Here is a 19,724-nt window from a genome sequence, read left to right on the forward strand (position 1 = left end):
TTTTATTATACACTAAAACTCAATGATTTTCTATGTAAATTTATCTTAAGTGGATATTCCAATTAACTATATAATAATTGGTTTTTATGCATTATTCAATAATAAATTATTCTAAATTAAAACTTATTAAGTTAACGGTGAAAAAACCGCTCGCCCTTTATCAATGTTTTTCAGATCCACCTTACCCATATCGTACACGTTCATAATTTGAATCATCCACTGTATTTTTTTGTCAAATTCTTCTATGTTACCCATAGATACGTCCAATTTCTTTACATATACATGCGTATCGGTTGGATCACTTACATCAATTTTTATAATATCTTCAAGCAAATCATATTTTAACATCATCTGTGCCATCACTGCCACTATATTTAAAGAACTTTTATTTTTAACCGGAATAATTTCTCCAATTTCAAAATGATCAAATTCCAGCCCCTGAACTATTGGAAGATGATCTTTATAAGTAGGTGATGTTTCCAATACTCGTCCATCTTTATCTATATAAAGATATGTCCCTACATAAGGAACATATCCTACCACTTTTCTTTCATCAATTTGAATTCTGACATGATTGGGCCATTTTACTTCTATACTTGCCGATTCAATATATGGATCTTTACACAGCAGTTTTTCAGCTTTTTTTTGTTGAAACAAAAATATATTCTGGTTTAAATGAAAATTTATTTTTTCAAGGATTTGCTCTTCTGAGTAATGCTCATTTCCCCTTATTTCAATCTTTTGAACTGAAAAAAGCGGAGAAGTAAAAAATAAAAGGAAAAACACAACAACTAAAACCATAATAAGTACGATTTTTGTAAATTTGGGCTGGTTTTGAACATTATTAATTGGTATAATTCTTCCCATTTGCTTCACCTTCGTTTTTCACTTCAAATCATTGCTTTAATTGATCTTTCGGATACTGGCTCCTAATAATTGAAGATTCTTATCAATTTCTTCATATCCTCTTTCAATATGCTTTGCTCCTTCAACTACTGTACTTCCTTGTGCAACTAATCCTGCCATGATTAAAGCCGCACCACCTCTTAAATCTTTTGCATGAACCGCGGTTCCTGTGAGTTCATTTACACCTTTAACAATTGCTGTACGTCCTTCTATAGTTATATCTGCTCCCATCCTCATGAGCTCTTCCGCATGCTTAAATCTCGATTCAAATACTGTTTCAGTAATAATACTGGTTCCTGAAGCAATTGTTAATAAAGCCATCATTTGTGCTTGCATATCTGTCGGAAATCCGGGATATGGTTGAGTACGGACAATATCCACACTTCTTAGTTGCTTTGGTGCCTTTAAGTAAATATTGTTTTCTTTTTCAATAAGAGTACATCCAATTTCTCTCAATTTAGATGTTATTGCCTGTATATGATTGGGTTCAACATTAGTAAGTTCAATTTCCCCTCCTGTAATTGCTGCTGCTGCAAGATAGGTACCAGTAACAATCCGATCAGGGATTACTTTATGCTCTACTTTACCTAAAGTTTTTACTCCTTCAATATAAATGACATCAGTTGAAGCTCCCGAAATCTTTGCACCCATACCATTTAAAAAATCCTGTAAATCTTTAATTTCAGGCTCTTTCGCTGCATTATAGATTACCGTTGTCCCTTCTGCCAGAGATGCTGCAAGCATAATATTTTCTGTAGCTCCTACGCTGGGAAAATCTAAATGAATTTTTGCACCAGTTAATTTTGAAGCTTCGCAAATAATAAATCCGCGCTCCTCTTTAATTTGAACACCCAATTGCCTTAACGCTTTTAAGTGCAAATCAATCGGTCTGGGGCCCAATGGACAACCACCGGGATAGGAGATAATAACCCTCTTATATCTTCCAAGCACAGAACCCAATAAAATAATCGAAGAACGCATTTCTCTTACTAAGTCTTCCGGTACTTCATAGGAGGAAACAGTAGAGGAATCAACAATCAAGGTTTTACCTTCCCACTTCACGTTGCACCCAATTCTTTCAAGAATACTGATCATCGTAAGAACATCTAATATTTGAGGGCAATCATGAATATAACTTATATTCCCATTCAATACTGTTGCGGCTAATATCGGAAGTACTGCATTTTTTCCTCCTTGGACCCGCAGTGTTCCTTCAAGCCGCTTTCCTCCATCTATATAAAATTTGCCCATAAAGAAAGACACCTCCTGAAACTGTCAGGTAAGCCTATATATAACTATAGTATGCATAATAATATAAGTTGTGACAGACCTGGACAAGTATCCCATCAAGCTTCAGGAGTTCAATGAATTCTATAACTTATTCAATTTAGAATATCTTGATATATTAAGCAATATCCCCATAGCAGACATAGTAAACAATAGCGACGATCCTCCATAACTGATAAAAGGCAACGGCATTCCGGTTGTAGGAATTGTTTTTGTAATAACTGCAACATTAATGAGAACTTGTATCCCTATCATGCATACTATTCCCGACGCCACTAAAGATGAAAACAAATCAGGAGCGTTTATAGCCACCTTTATACCTCTCCAAATCAAAATTAAAAATAAAGATAACAAAGCTATTGCTCCAACTAATCCTAATTCTTCACATACAATAGCAAAAATAATGTCATTATGAGCCTCAGGAATAAAGCCAAGTTTTTGCCTGCTTTCCCCCAGCCCTAATCCAAACAAACCCCCAGAGCCTACTGCATATAGGGATTGAATGGGCTGGTATCCTTTACCAGTGGGATCTATCCATGGATTTTTCCAGATTTGAATTCTGTCTAATCTATAGGCAAATTGTGGAAGCATTACCGCAGCAGCCCCTCCGCCTAAAACCGGTAAAGCTAACACAAAAAAGTGCCAAATCTTAGGACTCGCTACAAAAAGCATGGCAACTCCAATAAATAGAACAACAATTGCAGTACTCAAGTTTTGTATAGCAATTAAAACAACTGGAATTGCTACAAATATTAAATAAAATAATAATCCCGAAAATTTCTTCAGTTTATTTCTGTTATAAGAGATGATAAGAGCCATAAAGAAAATAATTGTAAGTTTAGCTAACTCCGAAGGTTGAAATCCAAAAAGCCATCTCTTTGATCCGTTGACTTTTTGCCCAATCAATAACACGAGTACAAGCAAAATTTGAGAAACAATATACCCAGGAATCGCTAGCAATTTAATATTTTTATAATCATAATTCATCATAAAAATCATGGCTGAAAAACCAATGACAGACCAAAGTGCCTGCTTTTTTAAGAAATAGTACATGTCATTAAAATGATTTAAAGCATAGTAATAACTCGAACTAAAAATCATAACCAGCCCAAATAATACCAGCAATCCTACGGTAAACAAAATGGTGAAATCACATTGGGTTCTTATTGCTTTAATTCTTTTTTCCTTAGCTCCCTTTATTCGTCCTTGGGATTTTCGGGATACCGCAGATTCCATTTCTTTCACCCTTTCAAAGCATAAACCGCTTGTTTAAACATCTCTCCTCTTTCTTCATAACTCTTAAACATATCCCAGCTGGCACATGCCGGAGAAAGTAAAACGCAGTCTCCACTCACTGCAATTTCCTTTGCCAAAATTACAGCTTCATTTATGGATGAGGCTTTCTTTATGTTAAAGAAACCTTTTTCATGGGCAGTTTGAATGATCTTATCAGAAGTTTCTCCTATTAAAATGAGATACTTTACTTTATTAGGAAATACGTCAATCCATTCTGTAAAATCCGCTCCTTTATCCATTCCGCCGCCAATCAATACAATCGGCCTTTTCATTGCTTTGATTCCAATAATTGCTGCGTCAACATTGGTAGCCTTAGAATCATTATAGTATTGTACTCCATCTATTGTATCAACATATTCTATTCTATGTTCTACGCCTTTAAAACCAATTAAGATATTTCTAATAATCTCAACAGGTACTCCCATGCAAATCGTAATGGCTGTTGCTGCCAAAGCGTTTTCAACATTATGATCTCCCAAAATTTGCAGGTCACTGATTTTGCAAATACCAGTATTAATTTTATTCCATTTTACGTATATTTCGTCATCCTTTACAAATACTCCTTCATCTAATTCTTTTTTTCTGCTGAAGGGTATGATTTGGGCACACATTTTTCCCTTCATTTTTCTACAAATATCATCCTCTTCATTTAAAACACAAAAATCATCACTGTCTTGATTCTCAAAAATTCTTTCTTTAGCAGATACATAATTTTCAAAGGTTTTATGTCGGTTTAAATGATCAGGAGTTATATTTAATATTGCACTTACCTTAGGTTTAAAAGTATGTATTGTTTCCAGCTGGAAACTGCTGATTTCAGCCACAACAAAATCCTGTTGTTTCATTTGCTCAACTTTATCCGTAAATGGCGTTCCAATATTTCCTACAACATAGGTATCAGGATGATATGCTTTCATAATTTCTCCTACCAAAGTAGTTGTTGTGGTCTTGCCATTGGTGCCTGTAATTGCAATAATCGGGCAAGGGCACAAAACATAACCTAGTTCTATTTCAGACCATACGGGTATGTTCATTTGCTTTGCCTTTTGAAGAAACTCTAAATCCGTTGGTACTCCAGGACTTAAGACAATTAAATCTTGGGATTCTATGATTGGCTCTGGATCTTCCCCTAAGATAAGCTCAATACCCATGCTTTCCAACAGATTGATTTCTTCTTCCATAAGCGGAATAAGCTCTTCACGCTTTTTCATATCTTGAATTTTTACTTTTGCACCTAATCTGGAACATAATTTGGCTGAACTAATTCCACTTCTTGCCATACCTATAATCAATATATTTCTATTCTGCCATTCCATATTTAAAGTCCTCCGAAGTTTAAGATTCAAAATTACTGGACGCCTAATAATCCAAATAAACACATCACTGCCGTAATGATGCAAAAAACAGATACAACTTTCGTTTCTGTCCATCCAGACAACTCAAAATGATGATGGATCGGTGCCATTTTAAAAATTCTTTTACGGGTCATCTTAAAATAACCAACCTGAAGCATCACTGAAAGAGCTTCGATAACATAAATTAAACCTACTATAATAATAAATAAGGGCATTTTTAAAATAAAAGCTGTAGATACAACAAATCCTCCCAATGCCAAAGACCCCGTATCTCCCATAAAAACTTTAGCAGGGTGGGAATTAAAAAGCAAAAATCCTAATAAACTTCCTACTACAGCTGCTCCAATAGGAAGAATACTGCTGTTTTCTCCCCAACTTACAATAGTAAAAAATGTTGCCACCAATACTGTTACGCTTGAAGCCAAACCATCAAGGCCATCCGTCAGATTCACTGCATTGACTGTACCTAACATAGCAAAAATCAGAAAAGGAATAAACCATATTCCTAAGTCTATTACCATTCCTCCTGAAAAAGGAACAATAATTTTAGTCCCGATATTCGTCGAATTCAAGAGATAGTATCCAAAAAATCCTGTAATGATCAATTGTGCAATAATTTTCTGATATGCTCGTAAACCCAAGGAGCGCTTCATAACTACCTTAATAAAATCATCTACAAAGCCAACAATACCAAATCCCACTGTAACAAATAAAACTGCCAATCCATCCATATTATCTTTTAAAAATAAGATAGAAGTTAAAATGATGCTAATAAGAATAATAATGCCGCCCATAGTAGGAGTTCCGGCCTTTTTCAGATGACTTTTAGGCCCGTCATCCCTTACATACTGTCCAAATTTTAATCGGCTCAAAAAAGGAATTAAAATCGGACTCAAGATAAGATTAATTAAAAATGCAATGAGTGCGGCATAAATTGCTGCATTATAATACATGCTACTATTCCACCTCTTTTAATTTTTCCACAGTATTTTCCAAATGCATCCCTCTGGATGCTTTAACCAATATTGTATCTTCTGACTCAACAAAATGCTCTAAAGTATCCCATAAGGTATCTTGATCCCAAAATGTCATCACTCTATTTTTATCCATACCCGCATGGATTGCTCCTTGTGCTATATGCTTTGCCTCAGTGCCAACACATAACAAATAATCGATATTGCTTTGGACTGCATATTCACCTACTTCTTTATGGGCCTGTTCAGAGTAAAATCCCATTTCTAACATATCACCCAAGATAGCAATTTTTCTTTTTCCTTTGGAAATTTCATTAAGCACATCAAGAGCTGCCTTCATGGACTGAGGACTGGCATTGTAAACATCATTAATAATCCATAGATTCTTTTTTGTTTTTAATATGTCCATCCTCATTTTAGAAGCCTGATATGTAAAAATACCTTTTTGAATTTCTTCAAGTGATAAATCTAATTTTAAGCCTATCACAGCAGCACTAAGAGCATTATAAACCATATGCTTGCCAGGAGAAGGGATTTGCACATGAACTTCCTGTTCATTTAAAACAAAATCAGCTTCCGTTCCATCTATTCCTAGAAATCGGATATTTTTTGCGTATGCCTGGTTAGTGGTCTCCAATCCAAAATAAACAATTTCAATAGGAATTTTCTCTTTTAAAGTTCTAAGAAAAGCATCATCACCATTTAAAACTGCTAAGCCATCCTTATTGAGATAATCGAATATTTCGCTTTTAGCCTGTAAAATTCCTTCTTGACTTCCTAAATTTTCTATGTGAGAAACCCCTATATTGGTAATCACTGCAATATCAGGTTTTGCAATTTTACTTAAATTATGAATTTCCCCAAAATGATTCATTCCCATTTCAATGACTGCGAGTTCATGCTCTTTATTTAATTGGAAAATAGTCAAAGGTACCCCTATTTCGTTATTATAGTTGCCTTGAGTTTTTAATACTTTATAATGCTGACTTAATACCGAAGCAATCATATCCTTTGTACTTGTCTTGCCCACACTTCCTGTAATGGCAACAACAGGTACAGAAAAAAGAGACCTATAATATTCTGCCAAATCCATAAGAGCTTGTTTAGTGTTTTCTACTTGTATCAAGAATTTACCCTCTGGAGGCAAAAAATCATTTTTTTCGGAAAAACAAGCTTTTGCTCCCTTTTCATAAGCCTGTTGAATAAAATCATGGCCGTCGAAATTTTCGCCTGTAAGAGGAATAAATAGATCTCCAACGGATATATTTCGAGAATCCGTAGATACTCCAGTAATTACAATTTCATTTTCATCGGATCTTATTTGATTTTGAATAAGTTTTCCTTTTACTGCAGAAGCAATTTCATTTATTTTCAATGGTTCCATTAATTATGCCCCCTGAAGAATGGACTTAACCACTTCAACATCATCGAAGTGAATGACTTGATCTTTTATGATTTGATATGTTTCATGGCCTTTACCTGCAATTAAGACGATATCTTTTGCATTTGCAGCTTCAATAGCCTTTTTTATACCTTCTTTTCTGTCTACTACTTTTTCATAAGGACAATTAGTTTTCTTCATTCCTACCTCAATTTCATCGATAATACTTTCTGGTTCTTCTGACCTCGGATTATCAGAAGTAATAATGCAGTAATTCGAATACTTTCCTGCAATTTCTCCCATAATCGGTCGCTTGCTGCGATCCCGGTCACCGCCGCATCCAAAGACAGTGATGATTCTGCCTTCTGCAAATTCTTTAATGGTTTTTAATACATTCTCTAATCCATCCGGTGCATGGGCATAATCTACAATAACGCTAAATCCTTTGCTACTCTCAACTCTTTGCACACGACCTGGAACACCTTCCATTTCTTCAAGGGCACTCTTAATCACCTCAAGAGGTACATTAAGATAATATCCTGCTGCAATGGCACCTAAAGCGTTATATATATTAAATCTGCCAATGGTATTAAGATGAAAACGAGTTTCTTGACCCTCAAAAGTTACAGTAAACTCTATTCCTTTAGAATTCATCACGATATTATGAGCTTTAAAATCTGCATCGTTTTCAATTCCAAAGGTGATTACTTTACATTCAGCCTGTTTTATAATTTCTTTTCCATGGGGGTCATCAATATTAATGATTCCATAATTACATTTCTTAAATAGTTTTGCTTTAGCATTTCTATAGTTTTCCATAGTTTTATGGAAATCTAAATGATCTAAAGTGAGATTTGTAAATACTCCGATTTCAAAATCACATGCATCCACACGATTTAACTCTAAAGCATGGGATGAAACCTCCATAACAACATGACTAACATCTTCATTTGCCATTTGCGCAAATAAGGATTGTAAATCTAAAGATTCAGGAGTTGTTCTACTTGCTTCTGCTTTTTTGTTTCCGATACGGTTTTCAATTGTCCCTATTAAACCTACTTTCTTATTATATTGCTCCAGAATTTTAGCAATTAAAAAAGTTGTTGTAGTTTTTCCATTAGTTCCTGTTACACCAATTAATTTCATTTGCTTTACAGGATTATTATAAAAATTAGCAGATATATAAGGCATTTTTTCTCTTGTATTGTCTACGCGAATAATAGCAATATAATTTGGGATATCCTCTATATCTATATCTTTTTGAACAAGAAGAGCTGTTGCTCCCTTTTTAACAGCATCCAAGGCAAACTGATGTCCATCAACTTTAAATCCTTCAATACAAATAAATAATGTGTTGCTGGTTACTTGTCGCGAATCATAAGCAATGTGATCAATCTCAATATCCTCACTGCCTTGTATTACTGTATAATCAACAGATTTTAGCAAATCACATAATTTCATATTTTTCCTCCTGACTGGTTACAATTTCATCAGTTTATTATATCATATTAAAACATTGAATTCACTCTAATCACTTTAAAAATTAAAATATAACAATGACTTTATCATGGATTTGTATAAAGTATAACTTTTGTTTTAGGATTTACTTCTTCTCCTGATACCGGAAACTGATCGGTTACCGTTTTACCATTCCCAATCATCTCAACACCCAAATTGAGCTTCTTTAACTCTTTTATAGCATCATCCGTAGCTTTATTAATCAAATCTGGCACAAGCACTTTTTCAACTTCATCCATTTTTAGTTCTGCTTCTGTATATTTGGGCTCAATGTTTAAATAAGGCAGAATATTTTCCATGATTTCCTTCATGACCGGACCAGCTACAGTTCCCCCGTAATAAATACCTTGTGGCTCATCTATAATAACTAAAGCCATAACTTGCGGGTTTTCTGAAGGAGCAAACGCTAAAAAAGACGCAATATATTTTTTCGCGCTTCTGGGAAGTTTTTCTGACGTAGCCGTTTTTCCACCAATTCTATATCCGGGAATATATGCTTTATTTCCAGTCCCTTGTGCAACTACGCCTTCAAGTATTTTTTTCATGGTATCAGAAGTTTCTTTAGATATGATTTGCTTATCATTTTTATATTCAAATTCCTTTATTACTTCGCCCTGATCATTAATAATTTTAGCTCCAAAATGAGGAGTTACTAAAGTTCCTCCATTAACAACTGCAGCAGCTGCTCTAAGGAGTTGCAACGGTGTAATTTGAAAAGACTGGCCAAATGACATCGTCGCCAATTCTACAGGCCCAATATCCTTTAGATTATGCATAATTCCTACCGCTTCCCCAGGGACATCGATCCCTGTTTTTTCGCTAAAACCAAATAACTTCATGTATTGATAAAACTTCTTCGCTCCTAATCGTTCAGCTATCTGCATAAATACAGGGTTACAGGAGTTTTGGACTCCTTGAGCAAAAGTTTCAGCGCCATGAGCTCTGGGATATCTCCAGCATTTGATCATTCTCCCTGCAACAGTATGATAACCATTGCAGTTAAAATGAGAGTTTACATCAACAACTTTTTCTTCTAATCCCATTGCTGAAGTGATTATTTTAAATGTGGAACCTGGCTCATATGTATCGTTAATGGCAAAATTTCTCCACATTTTATTGAGTTCTTTGTATTGCTCTTCTGTGCTGAGCGTATCCCATATTTGATCTAACTCAGAATTATTAATTTTAAAAGGTTGATTTAAATCGTAATCAGGCTTATTGGCCATGGCGTAGATTTCACCATTCTGAGGATTCATGACAATCACACTGCCACGTTTTGCATCTTTTGCTTTTACGGCCTTATCCAAAGCTTGTTCTACATATTGTTGAATAGTTAAATCAATGGTTGTTACTAAATGATCCCCTGGAATGGGTTCAATTCTTCTTTCTGGAGTATTCTTTAATTTTCTGCCTTTACCATCTGTCTCCGTTAAGATTTTGCCAGGTGTGCCTTTCAAATATTCATCGTATTTTACTTCCAAACCAATAATGCCCTGATTGTCTTTCCCTACAAATCCTATGACATGGCTGGCTAAGTTGCTGTAAGGATAATACCTTTTTGAATCTTCATCAATTTTTACTCCTGGAAGATTCATTTTGCGTATTTCATCAGCGACTTCCTTATCTACTTTTGATTGAATTCTTTCAAGGGCAACAACCTTATCTACTTTCTTTTTCACTGTTTCATAGTCTAAATTCAGCTTTTCTGAAAGAACTCGTGCGACTTGTTCTGCATTCTCAATTTGTGCATGAATAACCCCAATAGTTGCTACTGTTGCACTTTTTGCCAATGCTACTCCGTTTCTGTCATAAATCGTACCTCTTTGAGGGGAAATCAAACGATCTCTGGTATGCTGTTCATAAGCCAATTCTTGCAAAAAATCCCCCTGTACAATTTGCAAATATGCAATTCTAAACATTAGGCCCACAATACCCAATGTAAAAACAAATAAAAAAAACAATAATTTTCTTTTTATCTTTACAGTAGGTTTATCCATATGATTCCCCCATCATTGCACACACTGCTTAGTATCATTCTATTGCAATAATGGGGGTAATATTCATTCTATTCATTCTGTTCAATCTGTTCAGTTTGATCTAGTTGTTCATTCATTTCTGTTTGATCTGACTCTTCGTTTTGTCCTTCAGAGACATATAATTTAATTTTCATACCCTGAGGTACTTTTGTCTCTGCCTTAGGAAATTGATCGATAATGAGACTTCCTGTACCGATCACCTCATAATTCAGTCCTTTAATCGTAAGATCCATATCTGCTTCCATGAGCTGTAACCCTTTATAATCAGGCAATTCAATATCCGTTCTCTCATATTCAACTTCTTTATCAGAAGGCTCTACGCCTATATATGGAAGAATATTTTCAAATAATTCTTTAGCCACAGGGGCCGCAGCACCACTACCTTCTGAATAATACTCCGTTTCATCTAGCAATACAAGTACAATGATTTTAGGATTTTCCACTGGAGCGAATCCAATAAATGAAAGGGCATATTTCCCCTCACCTCTGGGTAACTTCTCTGCTGTTCCTGTTTTTCCACCAATTCTATAACCTTCCACTTTTGCTTTTTTTCCTGTGCCTGATTTTACAACAGATTCCAGCTGATTTCTTACCAACTGGGAAGTCTCTTTTGAAATCACTTTTCTTCGCACGATGGGAGTAAATTCTTTAACAACATTTCCATTTTCAGAAGCAATCTGCTTTACGATATAAGGTTTCATCAAGTTTCCACCATTGATCACTGAAGCAAATCCATTTAAAATCTGCAACGGCGTAACATTAAAGGATTGTCCAAAAGAACTGGTGGCCAATTCCACCGGATTTAAATTTTCTAACCTGTGAAGAATTCCCTCTGCTTCCCCCGGAAGATCTATTCCTGTTATTTCTCCAAAACCAAACACCTTTTGATAACGATAAAAAATCTCTGACCCCATCTTTTCTACAATATCCATCATGGCAACATTACATGAATTCGCCAAAGCTTCTTCGATGGTCTGGTCACCGTGCCCACTGGTTTTCCAACATTTAATCACCTGGCCATAAACATTTTTATAGCCCCCACAGTAGAAGTGATCATCCAAAGAAATAATGTTTTCCTCCAGAGCCGCTGCCACTAAAAGAGGCTTGAAAGTTGAACCAGGTTCATATGTATTACTGACATTATAATTCTTCCATACAGCATTAAGTTGTTCTACTTTTTCCTCCTTTGATAAACTGTTCCATATGTTCTTGTCAATATACTCACTTAAATCATTGTAATTATTAGGATTAAACGTTGGATATGCAGCCATCGCCAAAATTTCCCCTGTATTGGGATCCATAGCAATGATCGAAGCATTTTGGGGATGATGTTCATTGACAGCATTCTGTAGTGCAATTTCCGCAAAATGCTGAATAGTCTCATCTATCGTCAATACAATTGTATTTCCGGGCTTGGCAGGAATATTTTCTTCCATAATATATTTACCCTCTTTTAACATTGGAAATACACGCCCTGGAACTCCTGTAAGCCATTCATTATACTGCTGTTCTATCCCATATTGAGCTTTTTTGTCTTTGTTTACAAACCCAAGGATATGTGCTGCAAATTCATCTTTTAGATAACTTCTAATCGAATCTTCTTCCAGCCATACGCCTTTTAATCCTTCGTTTTTAATTTTTTGTGCCATATCCGCTTTAATATGTTTCTTTATTACTTCATATCTGGAATGGGGATTTTGTGAAATGATATCGTTCAAATCTTTTTCTGAAACAGATAAAAACTTGCCCAAAGTTTGCACTGTTCTATTTTTTTCATTTTCTGAAACCTGTTTAAGTAAAACATCAGGATCTAATATAACATTATATACAATTGTACTTAAAGCTAAATCATGATAATTTCTATCTACTATACTCCCTCTGTTGGGATAAATGATCTGCTCATTATTCAAACGCTGAAGTACTGCTTTCTCTTCATATTCTGCTCCGTCCACATATTTTATATAGCCAATTCTATACATCAAAAAAAGAATTGAAAATAAGAAAAAGAGTAGCATTAAAAAATATCTTCTTTTAACCTGTTGAACGATTAATTCATTCATTATTTCACTCTTTCCAATTAAAAAAATCAAAGAAGCTGGCAGCTACAACATCTTCCTCAGCAGTTTGTTCTTGTTCATTATTAGGTTGATAATATGCTGTATAACTCACTTTAGGTATATCAATATAAACAATCTGATGTGGTGCTGGCTCTACCATTCCCAGTTTTTCTGTAGCTTTTTTCTTAATGACTGTAAGATCAATGCTTTCTGCGATTTCTGATTTCAGAGATGTATTCATGTTTTGTAGTTCCTTCAACTGAGATTTCATATTTTTAATTTGCTTTTGATTAAATGTAATTGAAGCATATTGTCCCATAAGAAATAAACAGCCAATAAAAATTAAAACAACATTTCCAACCAGTTTTAATTTGTAAAATACAACTTCATTAGATTTCTCTGCCTTTTGCTTTTGCAAAGGATGCTTTAACGCGTCTTCTACCAAAATCTCATGAAATTCAGTACTAAGTTTAGGCGCAGTTGCTCCGGGTACAAAAATCTGTTCATTATAAAAGTCATTCTTTTTCAATTTCTTATGCGCAACATACTTCCTTCCCATTTTAACTCCCCCAAAATCATAATTTCTCCAAAATTCTAAGCTTAGCACTTCTTGCCCTTGGATTGGCTTCTAGTTCTTCCTTTGTTGGCAAAACAGGTTTTTTAGTAATTATTTTCACTTGTCTCTTTTTCCCGCATACACAGACTGGAAACTCAGGTGGACAGGTACATGGATTTTCTAATTCTTTAAAAGTCTGTTTTACTATTCTGTCTTCTAAAGAATGGAATGTAATGATACAGAGCCTTCCTTTATGATCAAGCAAATCCACAATATCCAGTATGGTATTTCTTAATATTTCCAGTTCCCCATTTACTTCGATTCGAATAGCCTGAAATGTTCTCTTGGCAGGATGAGGACCATCTTTTCTGGCTCCTGCTGGTATGGCTTTCTTAATAATATCTACCAATTGAAATGTGGTTGAAATGGGTGTCTTTTTTCTCTCTTCCACAATAAAATGTGCAATTCTTTTCGCCCATCTCTCTTCTCCATAATTTTTAATAATTTTTTCTAATTCATTTTCACTATACTCATTTACTACTTCTTTTGCCGTAAACGATGCATTCTGATTCATCCTCATGTCTAATTCTGCATTATGCATATATGAAAAACCTCTATCGGGCTCGTCCAATTGATGAGAAGAAACTCCTAAATCCAAAAGCATTCCATTAATAGAAGGAATATTTAAATCCCCCAATATCTTTCTAATATGTGAAAAATTATCATTAACCATTATGATATTAGGATATTTCACTTTTAATCTCTTTTCAGAAGCTCTGATCGCATTTAGATCCTGATCTATCCCAATTAATAATCCTTTTCTGCTTAATTTACTGCAAATAGCTTCTGAATGGCCTCCACCGCCCATTGTTCCGTCGACATAAATACCATCAGGCAGAATCTCTAATCCATCGATACATTCATTAAGAAGAACTGATACATGATGGAAATTCATCTTTTCACCTCATTGCTTATATTCCCAAATCTTGCATATTTTCTGCTAAAACACTCGCATCAAAATCCTCATCATTATTATATGCTTCCCAATTCTCTTTACTCCATATTTCTACTCGATTTGAAACCCCTATCAATATGACATCCTTTTCCAATCCACTATAAACCCTCAAGTTATTAGGAATAAGGATCCTTCCCTGCTTGTCCACGGAACACTCCACAGCACCTGCGAAGAAAAATCTAACAAATTTTCTTGCATTTCCACTTGTAAGCGGAAGAGTTTTTAACTTTTCTTCAAAAATCTTCCATTCAGTATAAGGATACACAAAAAGGCAGTTATCTAATCCTTTTGTTATAACAAACACATCTCCCAACTCTTCTCTGAATTTAGCCGGAACAATCAACCGTCCTTTAGTATCAATTGTATGTTGATATTCCCCCATAAACATGTGTATCCCACCTTAAACACTTACGCACCACTTTCCTCCACTTACAACCACTTTCTACCTTGTATTGTAATATGTTAACTTCTTTTTTTCAAGTATTTTCAAGAAAATAAAAAGAGATAGGCGTTATTACCTATCTCAAGATAGTAAATTCTTATTAAATTATGAATCTATACACTGTGAGTTACAAAGATCATAATTATAATAGAGTAAAATCAACCTGTCCAACTCAGTGCTAAGTTTGTAAATTTCTTGAAAATCTTCTTCTTCTACGATCAATTGGTTTAACTTTTCTCGTAGAACATCGATCTCCCCATAAATATTATTCATTTTTTCACCTCATTTAAAAAATCCCCATAGTTAAATCATAATCTCTTTATCTATCTCTCTATTTGTATAATTATTATAATACGTTTTAAATGATAAATCAACATATTTTTACACATTTTTCCCATTTTTATATTTCTTTTGCATTTTTTCTTTTATGCATCACAAATATAATAGAACTAACAATTAATACTCCGGATAATAACTGAGAAACAGCTATTCCTGTATTTCCAATAGTAAGCTGATCTGTCCTTAATCCTTCTATCCATACCCTTCCACAGCCATAACCGGCCAAATACATTAAAAAGATTTCCCCTGTAAATTTTTTTCTCCTTCTGTACCACAGAAGGAAAAGGAAAAGGCCAAAATTCCAGAATGATTCATATAAAAATGTGGGATGTACCTGTACATACTGGATCCCATTATAAGTAATTATGTTGTTTAAAATATCTTCTGTTAGATGCTGCCCCACATTATTTTTCATTAAGCGCATTGCAAAAATCGAATCAGTATATCTGCCAAATGCCTCCTGGTTAAAAAAATTCCCCCATCTGCCAATGGATTGACCTAGTACTAAGCTGGGAGCAGCAGTATCTGCCAGCAGCCAAAAAGATAATTTTCTTTTCTTTGTAAAAACCCAAGCTACTCCAATAGCTGCCAAAACGCCTCCATATATAGCTAATCCGCCTTCTCTAAAGGCAAAGATTTTCAAAAGATTATCCTTATAGCTTTCCCATGAAAAAATAACATAATAGGTTCTTGCGCCAATAAGCGCTGCAATTAAAGCATATAATAAAAAATCTATATAATTTTCTGGATTTTGATTCGTCCTTTTTGCTTCTCTCTGCGCCAGAAGAAGTCCCAGGATCACTGCCGAACCTATAATAACTCCATACCAGTAAACAGGAAAACCAAAAAGTTTAAATGCAACAGGATCTAATTCGTAAATTTTAATATTTAAATGTGGAAACCACACTTCAGGCATTCTATCCATCATAATTCCCCTTTTTCTTTAGTATATTAAATGATGATTATTAATTATAATTATTTTTATTAAAAATGTAAAATAAAATCATACTATATTTTTAAACGATAGGAGTAATTCTTCTTATAATCGAACCCAGTTCTTCAGCAAGTCCATCTATTGGTTTACCATTATTTAAATCCTGGGCAATAGATGTAATTCTCTTAACCAACTCAGGGGATGCAGTTACCGCAACATTTTTTAATGAAGCATCCGCCAAAAAAGTTTTTTCCTCAATTAATTTTTTTGCTTCTTCAACTTCTTCTTCATTTATGCCATGATCCAATTCGACGCCTACTAAAGCAATATTCCCCATGACAATAACAGTAGCCTTCTCTACCTTTGGAAGTGTTGTTATTATTCTTGCAATATGTTTAGCTCTTTCACTGCTATATTGAATATCCCAGATATTATTTTTTTCAACTTGTTCCGGGACATTATAGGGATTCGTTCTTTTAAATTCCTCCATTGAGCCTTTTGCTTCTATTTTACTCGTATTATATTGATCTTCTGAATTTTCAATTCTGTTCTGTATTGATTTCGAATTTATTGTATTATTTGCACTGCATGCAGTTATAATAAAGACATAAATCAAACCAATTAAGTATTTGCTTTTCGGCATATGTCCACCTCCAATATTAGTGTTTGAAAAAACAAAAATTTTTAATGTAGAAAAGTATGTTCATTTCTCCACTGATTTCTTGATATCCTCATGAATAAAGCGAATAAAAACCTTTTTAAATAAGATAATAAGATTAATTGCTTTTTTTAGCTGAAAAGCTATGGTAAAATAATCATAAGTATCTAAATATTTTTTATATCGATAGGAGGAATCACCATGCGTTCAGAAGCTAAAAAGCGTCATTATCGTGTTGCGCAAAGAGAAATTGAGCAATCTCCAAATAAAGGAGTTTTCATTGCAAACGAGAAAAAGCAAACTTATATTTTATTTGCAATAGGTATATTCCTTTTTACTTTTGTTCAAGGTTTTATTTTAGGATATTTCGTATCAAGAGACTAAAGATGCACAATGCTTTCATTGTGCATTTTCTTTATAGGCGGGATTGATTAAATAAAGAGGATTCGCTATAATATTGACTTGTAGTTAAGATGAATGATCTATCGAATAGAAAACGAAAGGAAGAAATAGTTTATGAAACTTGGTATCGTTGGCCTTCCTAATGTAGGAAAGAGCACACTATTTAATTCTCTTACAAAGGGAGGAGCAGAATCAGCCAACTATCCTTTCTGCACAATTGATCCTAATGTAGGTATTGTACCTGTTCCCGATGAAAGGTTAACCCGTTTGGATGAAATGTATCATGCAGAAAAAGTCACTCCTGCTGTTATTGAGTTCGTGGATATTGCAGGTCTTGTTAAAGGAGCAAGCCAGGGAGAAGGTCTTGGCAATAAGTTCTTGTCCCATATCCGTGAAGTAGATGCAATCGTTCATGTTGTGAGATGTTTTGAGGATACAAATATTGTTCATGTAGAAGGATCTGTAGACCCTATCCGTGATATTGAAACGATTAATCTTGAGCTTATTTTTTCAGATCTTGAAATCTTAGATAGACGCATACAAAAAACTCAAAAAGCAGCTAAAGCTGATAAAGCTCTCCAAAATGAATTGCAGATATTGGAAAAGTTAAAAAAAGAACTGGAAGACGGAAAATGTGCAAGAAGTATTGAATTCACATCTGATGAAGAAAAAGAATTTGTAGCTTCTTTAAATCTTTTAACCTACAAACCTGTTCTATATGCAGCAAATGTTACTGAAGATGATTTGATTAACAATGGCGAAAATAATGATTATGTAAAAGCAGTAACAGATTACGCAAAAAAAGAAGGCTCTGAAGTCTTTGTAATCTGTGCAAAAATCGAAGAGGAGATTGCAGAGCTGGATGAAGATGAAAAGAAAATGTTCCTGGAAGACCTGGGCATTCATGATACAGGCCTGGAGAAACTTATTGCTGCAAGCTATAAATTGCTTGGTCTTATTAGTTTCTTAACCGCAGGTCCTAAAGAAGTACGTGCCTGGACAATTGTTAAAGGTACAAAAGCTCCTCAGGCAGCGGGAAAAATTCACAGTGATTTCGAAAGAGGATTTATTCGTGCTGAAGTTGTCTCTTACGATGATTTGATGGAATGCGGCTCTTACCTGTCTGCCAAAGAAAAAGGATTGGTAAGACTGGAAGGTAAAGAATATGTGGTGCAAGATGGTGACATCATTTTATTCCGTTTTAATGTATAAATGTATAATTGATATAAAAATCGGACTGCCCTACTGCAGTCCGATTTTTATATTTCGTATTCTGATTCGCTTTTTTCAGTGTGCTCTTTTTCTTTTTTGCTGCCAAAGTTAAATTTTGATAAAAATCCTGGGATCATATCTATCAGCTTATTAATACTATCCTGATTCTTAACACTAATAAGCTGAGCTGTACCGTCTTTAATCAGCAGCATAGCGCTGGGAGTAATTCTTGCTCCTAATCCCCCTACTCCTGAGTCTTTATCTTCGCCTTTTTCATTTTTCCCCCCAGAAGCTCCTGCTCCAACTCCAAAAGTTACATCAACCAATGGAAGAAGAATTGCATCTTCAATATGCATAGGTTCTCCTACGACTGTTTTGGTAGATATAAAATTCTCCAATTGTCCAAATAAAGCTTCAAAATTATTCTTCAAATTCGATTCCATTTTTATCTTCCTTTCGTTTGTTAAAATAAAGCCTTACGATTTGCTTTACAGGTGGTTTTAACAGGAATTCAATAATATATTTAAGAATTATGCCTATTGAGAATCTCCCTCGTCCACTGATTTCTCCCTGAAAAATCTTTTTTTCAAAATTCGCTTTGATATTTACACTATTTCCGAAATAGGGGGACATTATTCCTATTCCGGCTAAAACATAGCCAGTATGGGAAGGGTCTTCCAAACCAAATTCTATCTCACAATAAAGCTTTCTGGGCTTAATATGAAGAAACAGTTTTTTTAAAAATTCATATGTACAGGATAAAACCGCCCACTTATTCGGATAATGAAGCAGATCTTTTATTCCAAAACTGTCTTTCTCTTCTACTTGCTCCTCCATCTCATCGCCCAAATCCTCAACTTCTCTTTTTATACTTTTAATTAGCTCAGCTTCTTCTTTATGATGCTCTATAGTATTTTTGGATTTCTTCTCTTTATTACGGGAGACATCATTACTTGTATGTTTGATATATGTACTTTCATTCTCATGATGAGGTGAAACATCTTTTTTACTTTTTTCCTTTATATCTATGTCTGAAATTTTATCTTGAGTTGTATGAACTGGTGGTTCTTCCTCTTCTACTTTTTCTTCTTTTAATAAACTTCTGCCAAAGAAATAAAGGCCCTTAGTTGTTTTCTTAGAATTTTTAATCACATAGTGATAATAAAGAATCTTTTTTAACCATATTACTTTAACATCTGCATCTATATTTTTATTACCTGAAAAGCAAAAAGAATATTGAAAAGGTACAAATAAAATAATAACCAATAAAATTAGCAAGATCAACAGCATAATTTCCAAAATCAATCCAGCGTATTTTAAAATTGACACCAAAACCGAAAGTATAGACATCATGAA

Annotated in this window: 19 protein-coding genes; 2 read left to right on the forward strand and 17 right to left on the reverse strand. The window is 34.3% G+C overall.

What is annotated here, in order from left to right:
• Window positions 1-126: 126 nt before the first annotated feature.
• The 15 genes from JOD07_RS04840 to JOD07_RS04910 form a co-directional block, all read right to left on the reverse strand.
• Window positions 127-867, reverse strand: coding sequence for a cell division protein FtsQ/DivIB (locus JOD07_RS04840; RefSeq protein ID WP_204612564.1), 741 nt, complete (start codon window positions 865-867; stop codon window positions 127-129).
• Between the two features lie 36 nt (window positions 868-903).
• Window positions 904-2,157: a UDP-N-acetylglucosamine 1-carboxyvinyltransferase gene (gene murA, locus JOD07_RS04845; protein ID WP_158738934.1), complete on the reverse strand. Its 1,254-nt coding sequence runs from the start codon at window positions 2,155-2,157 to the stop codon at window positions 904-906.
• 120 nt (window positions 2,158-2,277) lie between these two features.
• Entirely contained in the window at window positions 2,278-3,429 is a 1,152-nt protein-coding gene (ftsW, locus tag JOD07_RS04850; RefSeq protein ID WP_158738933.1) for a putative lipid II flippase FtsW, read from the reverse strand.
• A 5-nt stretch (window positions 3,430-3,434) separates the two neighbouring features.
• Window positions 3,435-4,805 (reverse strand): UDP-N-acetylmuramoyl-L-alanine--D-glutamate ligase, encoded by a 1,371-nt coding sequence (gene murD / locus JOD07_RS04855; RefSeq protein WP_204612566.1) that lies wholly within the window; start codon window positions 4,803-4,805, stop codon window positions 3,435-3,437.
• A 32-nt stretch (window positions 4,806-4,837) separates the two neighbouring features.
• Window positions 4,838-5,797 carry a phospho-N-acetylmuramoyl-pentapeptide-transferase gene (gene mraY, locus JOD07_RS04860; RefSeq protein ID WP_158738931.1) on the reverse strand — a complete coding sequence of 320 codons (960 nt, stop codon included), beginning with the start codon at window positions 5,795-5,797 and terminating at the stop codon, window positions 4,838-4,840.
• Window positions 5,798-5,801: 4 nt separating this feature from the next.
• The gene (locus JOD07_RS04865) at window positions 5,802-7,202 is read right to left on the reverse strand and encodes a UDP-N-acetylmuramoyl-tripeptide--D-alanyl-D-alanine ligase (protein ID WP_158738930.1); all 1,401 of its coding nucleotides are present in this window, start codon (window positions 7,200-7,202) and stop codon (window positions 5,802-5,804) included.
• A 3-nt stretch (window positions 7,203-7,205) separates the two neighbouring features.
• A complete protein-coding gene (locus tag JOD07_RS04870; RefSeq protein ID WP_158738929.1) occupies window positions 7,206-8,660 on the reverse strand; it encodes a UDP-N-acetylmuramoyl-L-alanyl-D-glutamate--2,6-diaminopimelate ligase in 1,455 nt (484 codons plus the stop codon).
• Between the two features lie 104 nt (window positions 8,661-8,764).
• Window positions 8,765-10,714, reverse strand: coding sequence for a penicillin-binding transpeptidase domain-containing protein (locus JOD07_RS04875; RefSeq protein WP_204612568.1), 1,950 nt, complete (start codon window positions 10,712-10,714; stop codon window positions 8,765-8,767).
• Window positions 10,715-10,782: 68 nt separating this feature from the next.
• Window positions 10,783-12,813: a penicillin-binding transpeptidase domain-containing protein gene (locus JOD07_RS04880; protein WP_204612570.1), complete on the reverse strand. Its 2,031-nt coding sequence runs from the start codon at window positions 12,811-12,813 to the stop codon at window positions 10,783-10,785.
• Window positions 12,814-12,817: 4 nt separating this feature from the next.
• The gene (locus JOD07_RS04885) at window positions 12,818-13,369 is read right to left on the reverse strand and encodes a septum formation initiator family protein (protein ID WP_158738926.1); all 552 of its coding nucleotides are present in this window, start codon (window positions 13,367-13,369) and stop codon (window positions 12,818-12,820) included.
• A gap of 16 nt (window positions 13,370-13,385) precedes the next feature.
• The gene (gene rsmH / locus JOD07_RS04890; RefSeq protein ID WP_204612572.1) at window positions 13,386-14,321 is read right to left on the reverse strand and encodes a 16S rRNA (cytosine(1402)-N(4))-methyltransferase RsmH; all 936 of its coding nucleotides are present in this window, start codon (window positions 14,319-14,321) and stop codon (window positions 13,386-13,388) included.
• Between the two features lie 16 nt (window positions 14,322-14,337).
• A complete protein-coding gene (gene mraZ / locus JOD07_RS04895; RefSeq protein WP_204612574.1) occupies window positions 14,338-14,769 on the reverse strand; it encodes a division/cell wall cluster transcriptional repressor MraZ in 432 nt (143 codons plus the stop codon).
• A gap of 159 nt (window positions 14,770-14,928) precedes the next feature.
• On the reverse strand, window positions 14,929-15,096 hold the full coding sequence (locus tag JOD07_RS15970) for an aspartyl-phosphate phosphatase Spo0E family protein (RefSeq protein ID WP_158738923.1): 168 nt from the start codon (window positions 15,094-15,096) through the stop codon (window positions 14,929-14,931).
• A 127-nt stretch (window positions 15,097-15,223) separates the two neighbouring features.
• Complete coding sequence (gene lgt, locus JOD07_RS04905; protein ID WP_158738922.1) at window positions 15,224-16,087, reverse strand: prolipoprotein diacylglyceryl transferase; 864 nt, start codon at window positions 16,085-16,087, stop codon at window positions 15,224-15,226.
• Window positions 16,088-16,178: 91 nt separating this feature from the next.
• The gene (locus JOD07_RS04910) at window positions 16,179-16,739 is read right to left on the reverse strand and encodes a YhcN/YlaJ family sporulation lipoprotein (protein ID WP_204612582.1); all 561 of its coding nucleotides are present in this window, start codon (window positions 16,737-16,739) and stop codon (window positions 16,179-16,181) included.
• 216 nt (window positions 16,740-16,955) lie between these two features.
• On the opposite strand from JOD07_RS04910, the gene JOD07_RS04915 reads away from it, so the two are divergent.
• Together JOD07_RS04915 and ychF are read left to right on the forward strand one after the other, a co-directional pair.
• Window positions 16,956-17,138 (forward strand): hypothetical protein, encoded by a 183-nt coding sequence (locus JOD07_RS04915; RefSeq protein WP_158738920.1) that lies wholly within the window; start codon window positions 16,956-16,958, stop codon window positions 17,136-17,138.
• 132 nt (window positions 17,139-17,270) lie between these two features.
• Window positions 17,271-18,368, forward strand: coding sequence for a redox-regulated ATPase YchF (gene ychF, locus JOD07_RS04920; protein ID WP_204612584.1), 1,098 nt, complete (start codon window positions 17,271-17,273; stop codon window positions 18,366-18,368).
• Between the two features lie 47 nt (window positions 18,369-18,415).
• Here ychF and JOD07_RS04925 read toward each other — a convergent pair whose 3' ends face one another.
• Together JOD07_RS04925 and JOD07_RS04930 are read right to left on the reverse strand one after the other, a co-directional pair.
• Window positions 18,416-18,811, reverse strand: a complete 396-nt coding sequence (locus tag JOD07_RS04925; RefSeq protein WP_158738918.1) for a GerW family sporulation protein — start codon at window positions 18,809-18,811, stop codon at window positions 18,416-18,418.
• Window positions 18,789-19,718, reverse strand: coding sequence for a DUF2953 domain-containing protein (locus tag JOD07_RS04930; protein ID WP_158738917.1), 930 nt, complete (start codon window positions 19,716-19,718; stop codon window positions 18,789-18,791). Before JOD07_RS04930 ends, JOD07_RS04925 begins: the two co-directional genes overlap by 23 nt.
• Between the last annotated feature and the right edge of the window lie 6 nt (window positions 19,719-19,724).

The organism is Defluviitalea raffinosedens (assembly GCF_016908775.1).
Classification (GTDB): domain Bacteria; phylum Bacillota; class Clostridia; order Lachnospirales; family Defluviitaleaceae; genus Defluviitalea; species Defluviitalea raffinosedens.

Bases quoted from the DNA above. Each gene is read 5' to 3' on its own strand.
- JOD07_RS04840 (WP_204612564.1), bottom strand. From the start codon at position 867: ATGGGAAGAATTATACCAATTAATAATGTTCAAAACCAGCCCAAATTT.
- murA (WP_158738934.1), bottom strand. From the start codon at position 2,157: ATGGGCAAATTTTATATAGATGGAGGAAAGCGGCTTGAAGGAACACTG.
- ftsW (WP_158738933.1), bottom strand. From the start codon at position 3,429: ATGGAATCTGCGGTATCCCGAAAATCCCAAGGACGAATAAAGGGAGCT.
- murD (WP_204612566.1), bottom strand. From the start codon at position 4,805: ATGGAATGGCAGAATAGAAATATATTGATTATAGGTATGGCAAGAAGT.
- mraY (WP_158738931.1), bottom strand. From the start codon at position 5,797: ATGTATTATAATGCAGCAATTTATGCCGCACTCATTGCATTTTTAATT.
- JOD07_RS04865 (WP_158738930.1), bottom strand. From the start codon at position 7,202: ATGGAACCATTGAAAATAAATGAAATTGCTTCTGCAGTAAAAGGAAAA.
- JOD07_RS04870 (WP_158738929.1), bottom strand. From the start codon at position 8,660: ATGAAATTATGTGATTTGCTAAAATCTGTTGATTATACAGTAATACAA.
- JOD07_RS04875 (WP_204612568.1), bottom strand. From the start codon at position 10,714: ATGGATAAACCTACTGTAAAGATAAAAAGAAAATTATTGTTTTTTTTA.
- JOD07_RS04880 (WP_204612570.1), bottom strand. From the start codon at position 12,813: ATGAATGAATTAATCGTTCAACAGGTTAAAAGAAGATATTTTTTAATG.
- JOD07_RS04885 (WP_158738926.1), bottom strand. From the start codon at position 13,369: ATGGGAAGGAAGTATGTTGCGCATAAGAAATTGAAAAAGAATGACTTT.
- rsmH (WP_204612572.1), bottom strand. From the start codon at position 14,321: ATGAATTTCCATCATGTATCAGTTCTTCTTAATGAATGTATCGATGGA.
- mraZ (WP_204612574.1), bottom strand. From the start codon at position 14,769: ATGTTTATGGGGGAATATCAACATACAATTGATACTAAAGGACGGTTG.
- JOD07_RS15970 (WP_158738923.1), bottom strand. From the start codon at position 15,096: ATGAATAATATTTATGGGGAGATCGATGTTCTACGAGAAAAGTTAAAC.
- lgt (WP_158738922.1), bottom strand. From the start codon at position 16,087: ATGGATAGAATGCCTGAAGTGTGGTTTCCACATTTAAATATTAAAATT.
- JOD07_RS04910 (WP_204612582.1), bottom strand. From the start codon at position 16,739: ATGCCGAAAAGCAAATACTTAATTGGTTTGATTTATGTCTTTATTATA.
- JOD07_RS04915 (WP_158738920.1), top strand. From the start codon at position 16,956: ATGCGTTCAGAAGCTAAAAAGCGTCATTATCGTGTTGCGCAAAGAGAA.
- ychF (WP_204612584.1), top strand. From the start codon at position 17,271: ATGAAACTTGGTATCGTTGGCCTTCCTAATGTAGGAAAGAGCACACTA.
- JOD07_RS04925 (WP_158738918.1), bottom strand. From the start codon at position 18,811: ATGGAATCGAATTTGAAGAATAATTTTGAAGCTTTATTTGGACAATTG.
- JOD07_RS04930 (WP_158738917.1), bottom strand. From the start codon at position 19,718: ATGTCTATACTTTCGGTTTTGGTGTCAATTTTAAAATACGCTGGATTG.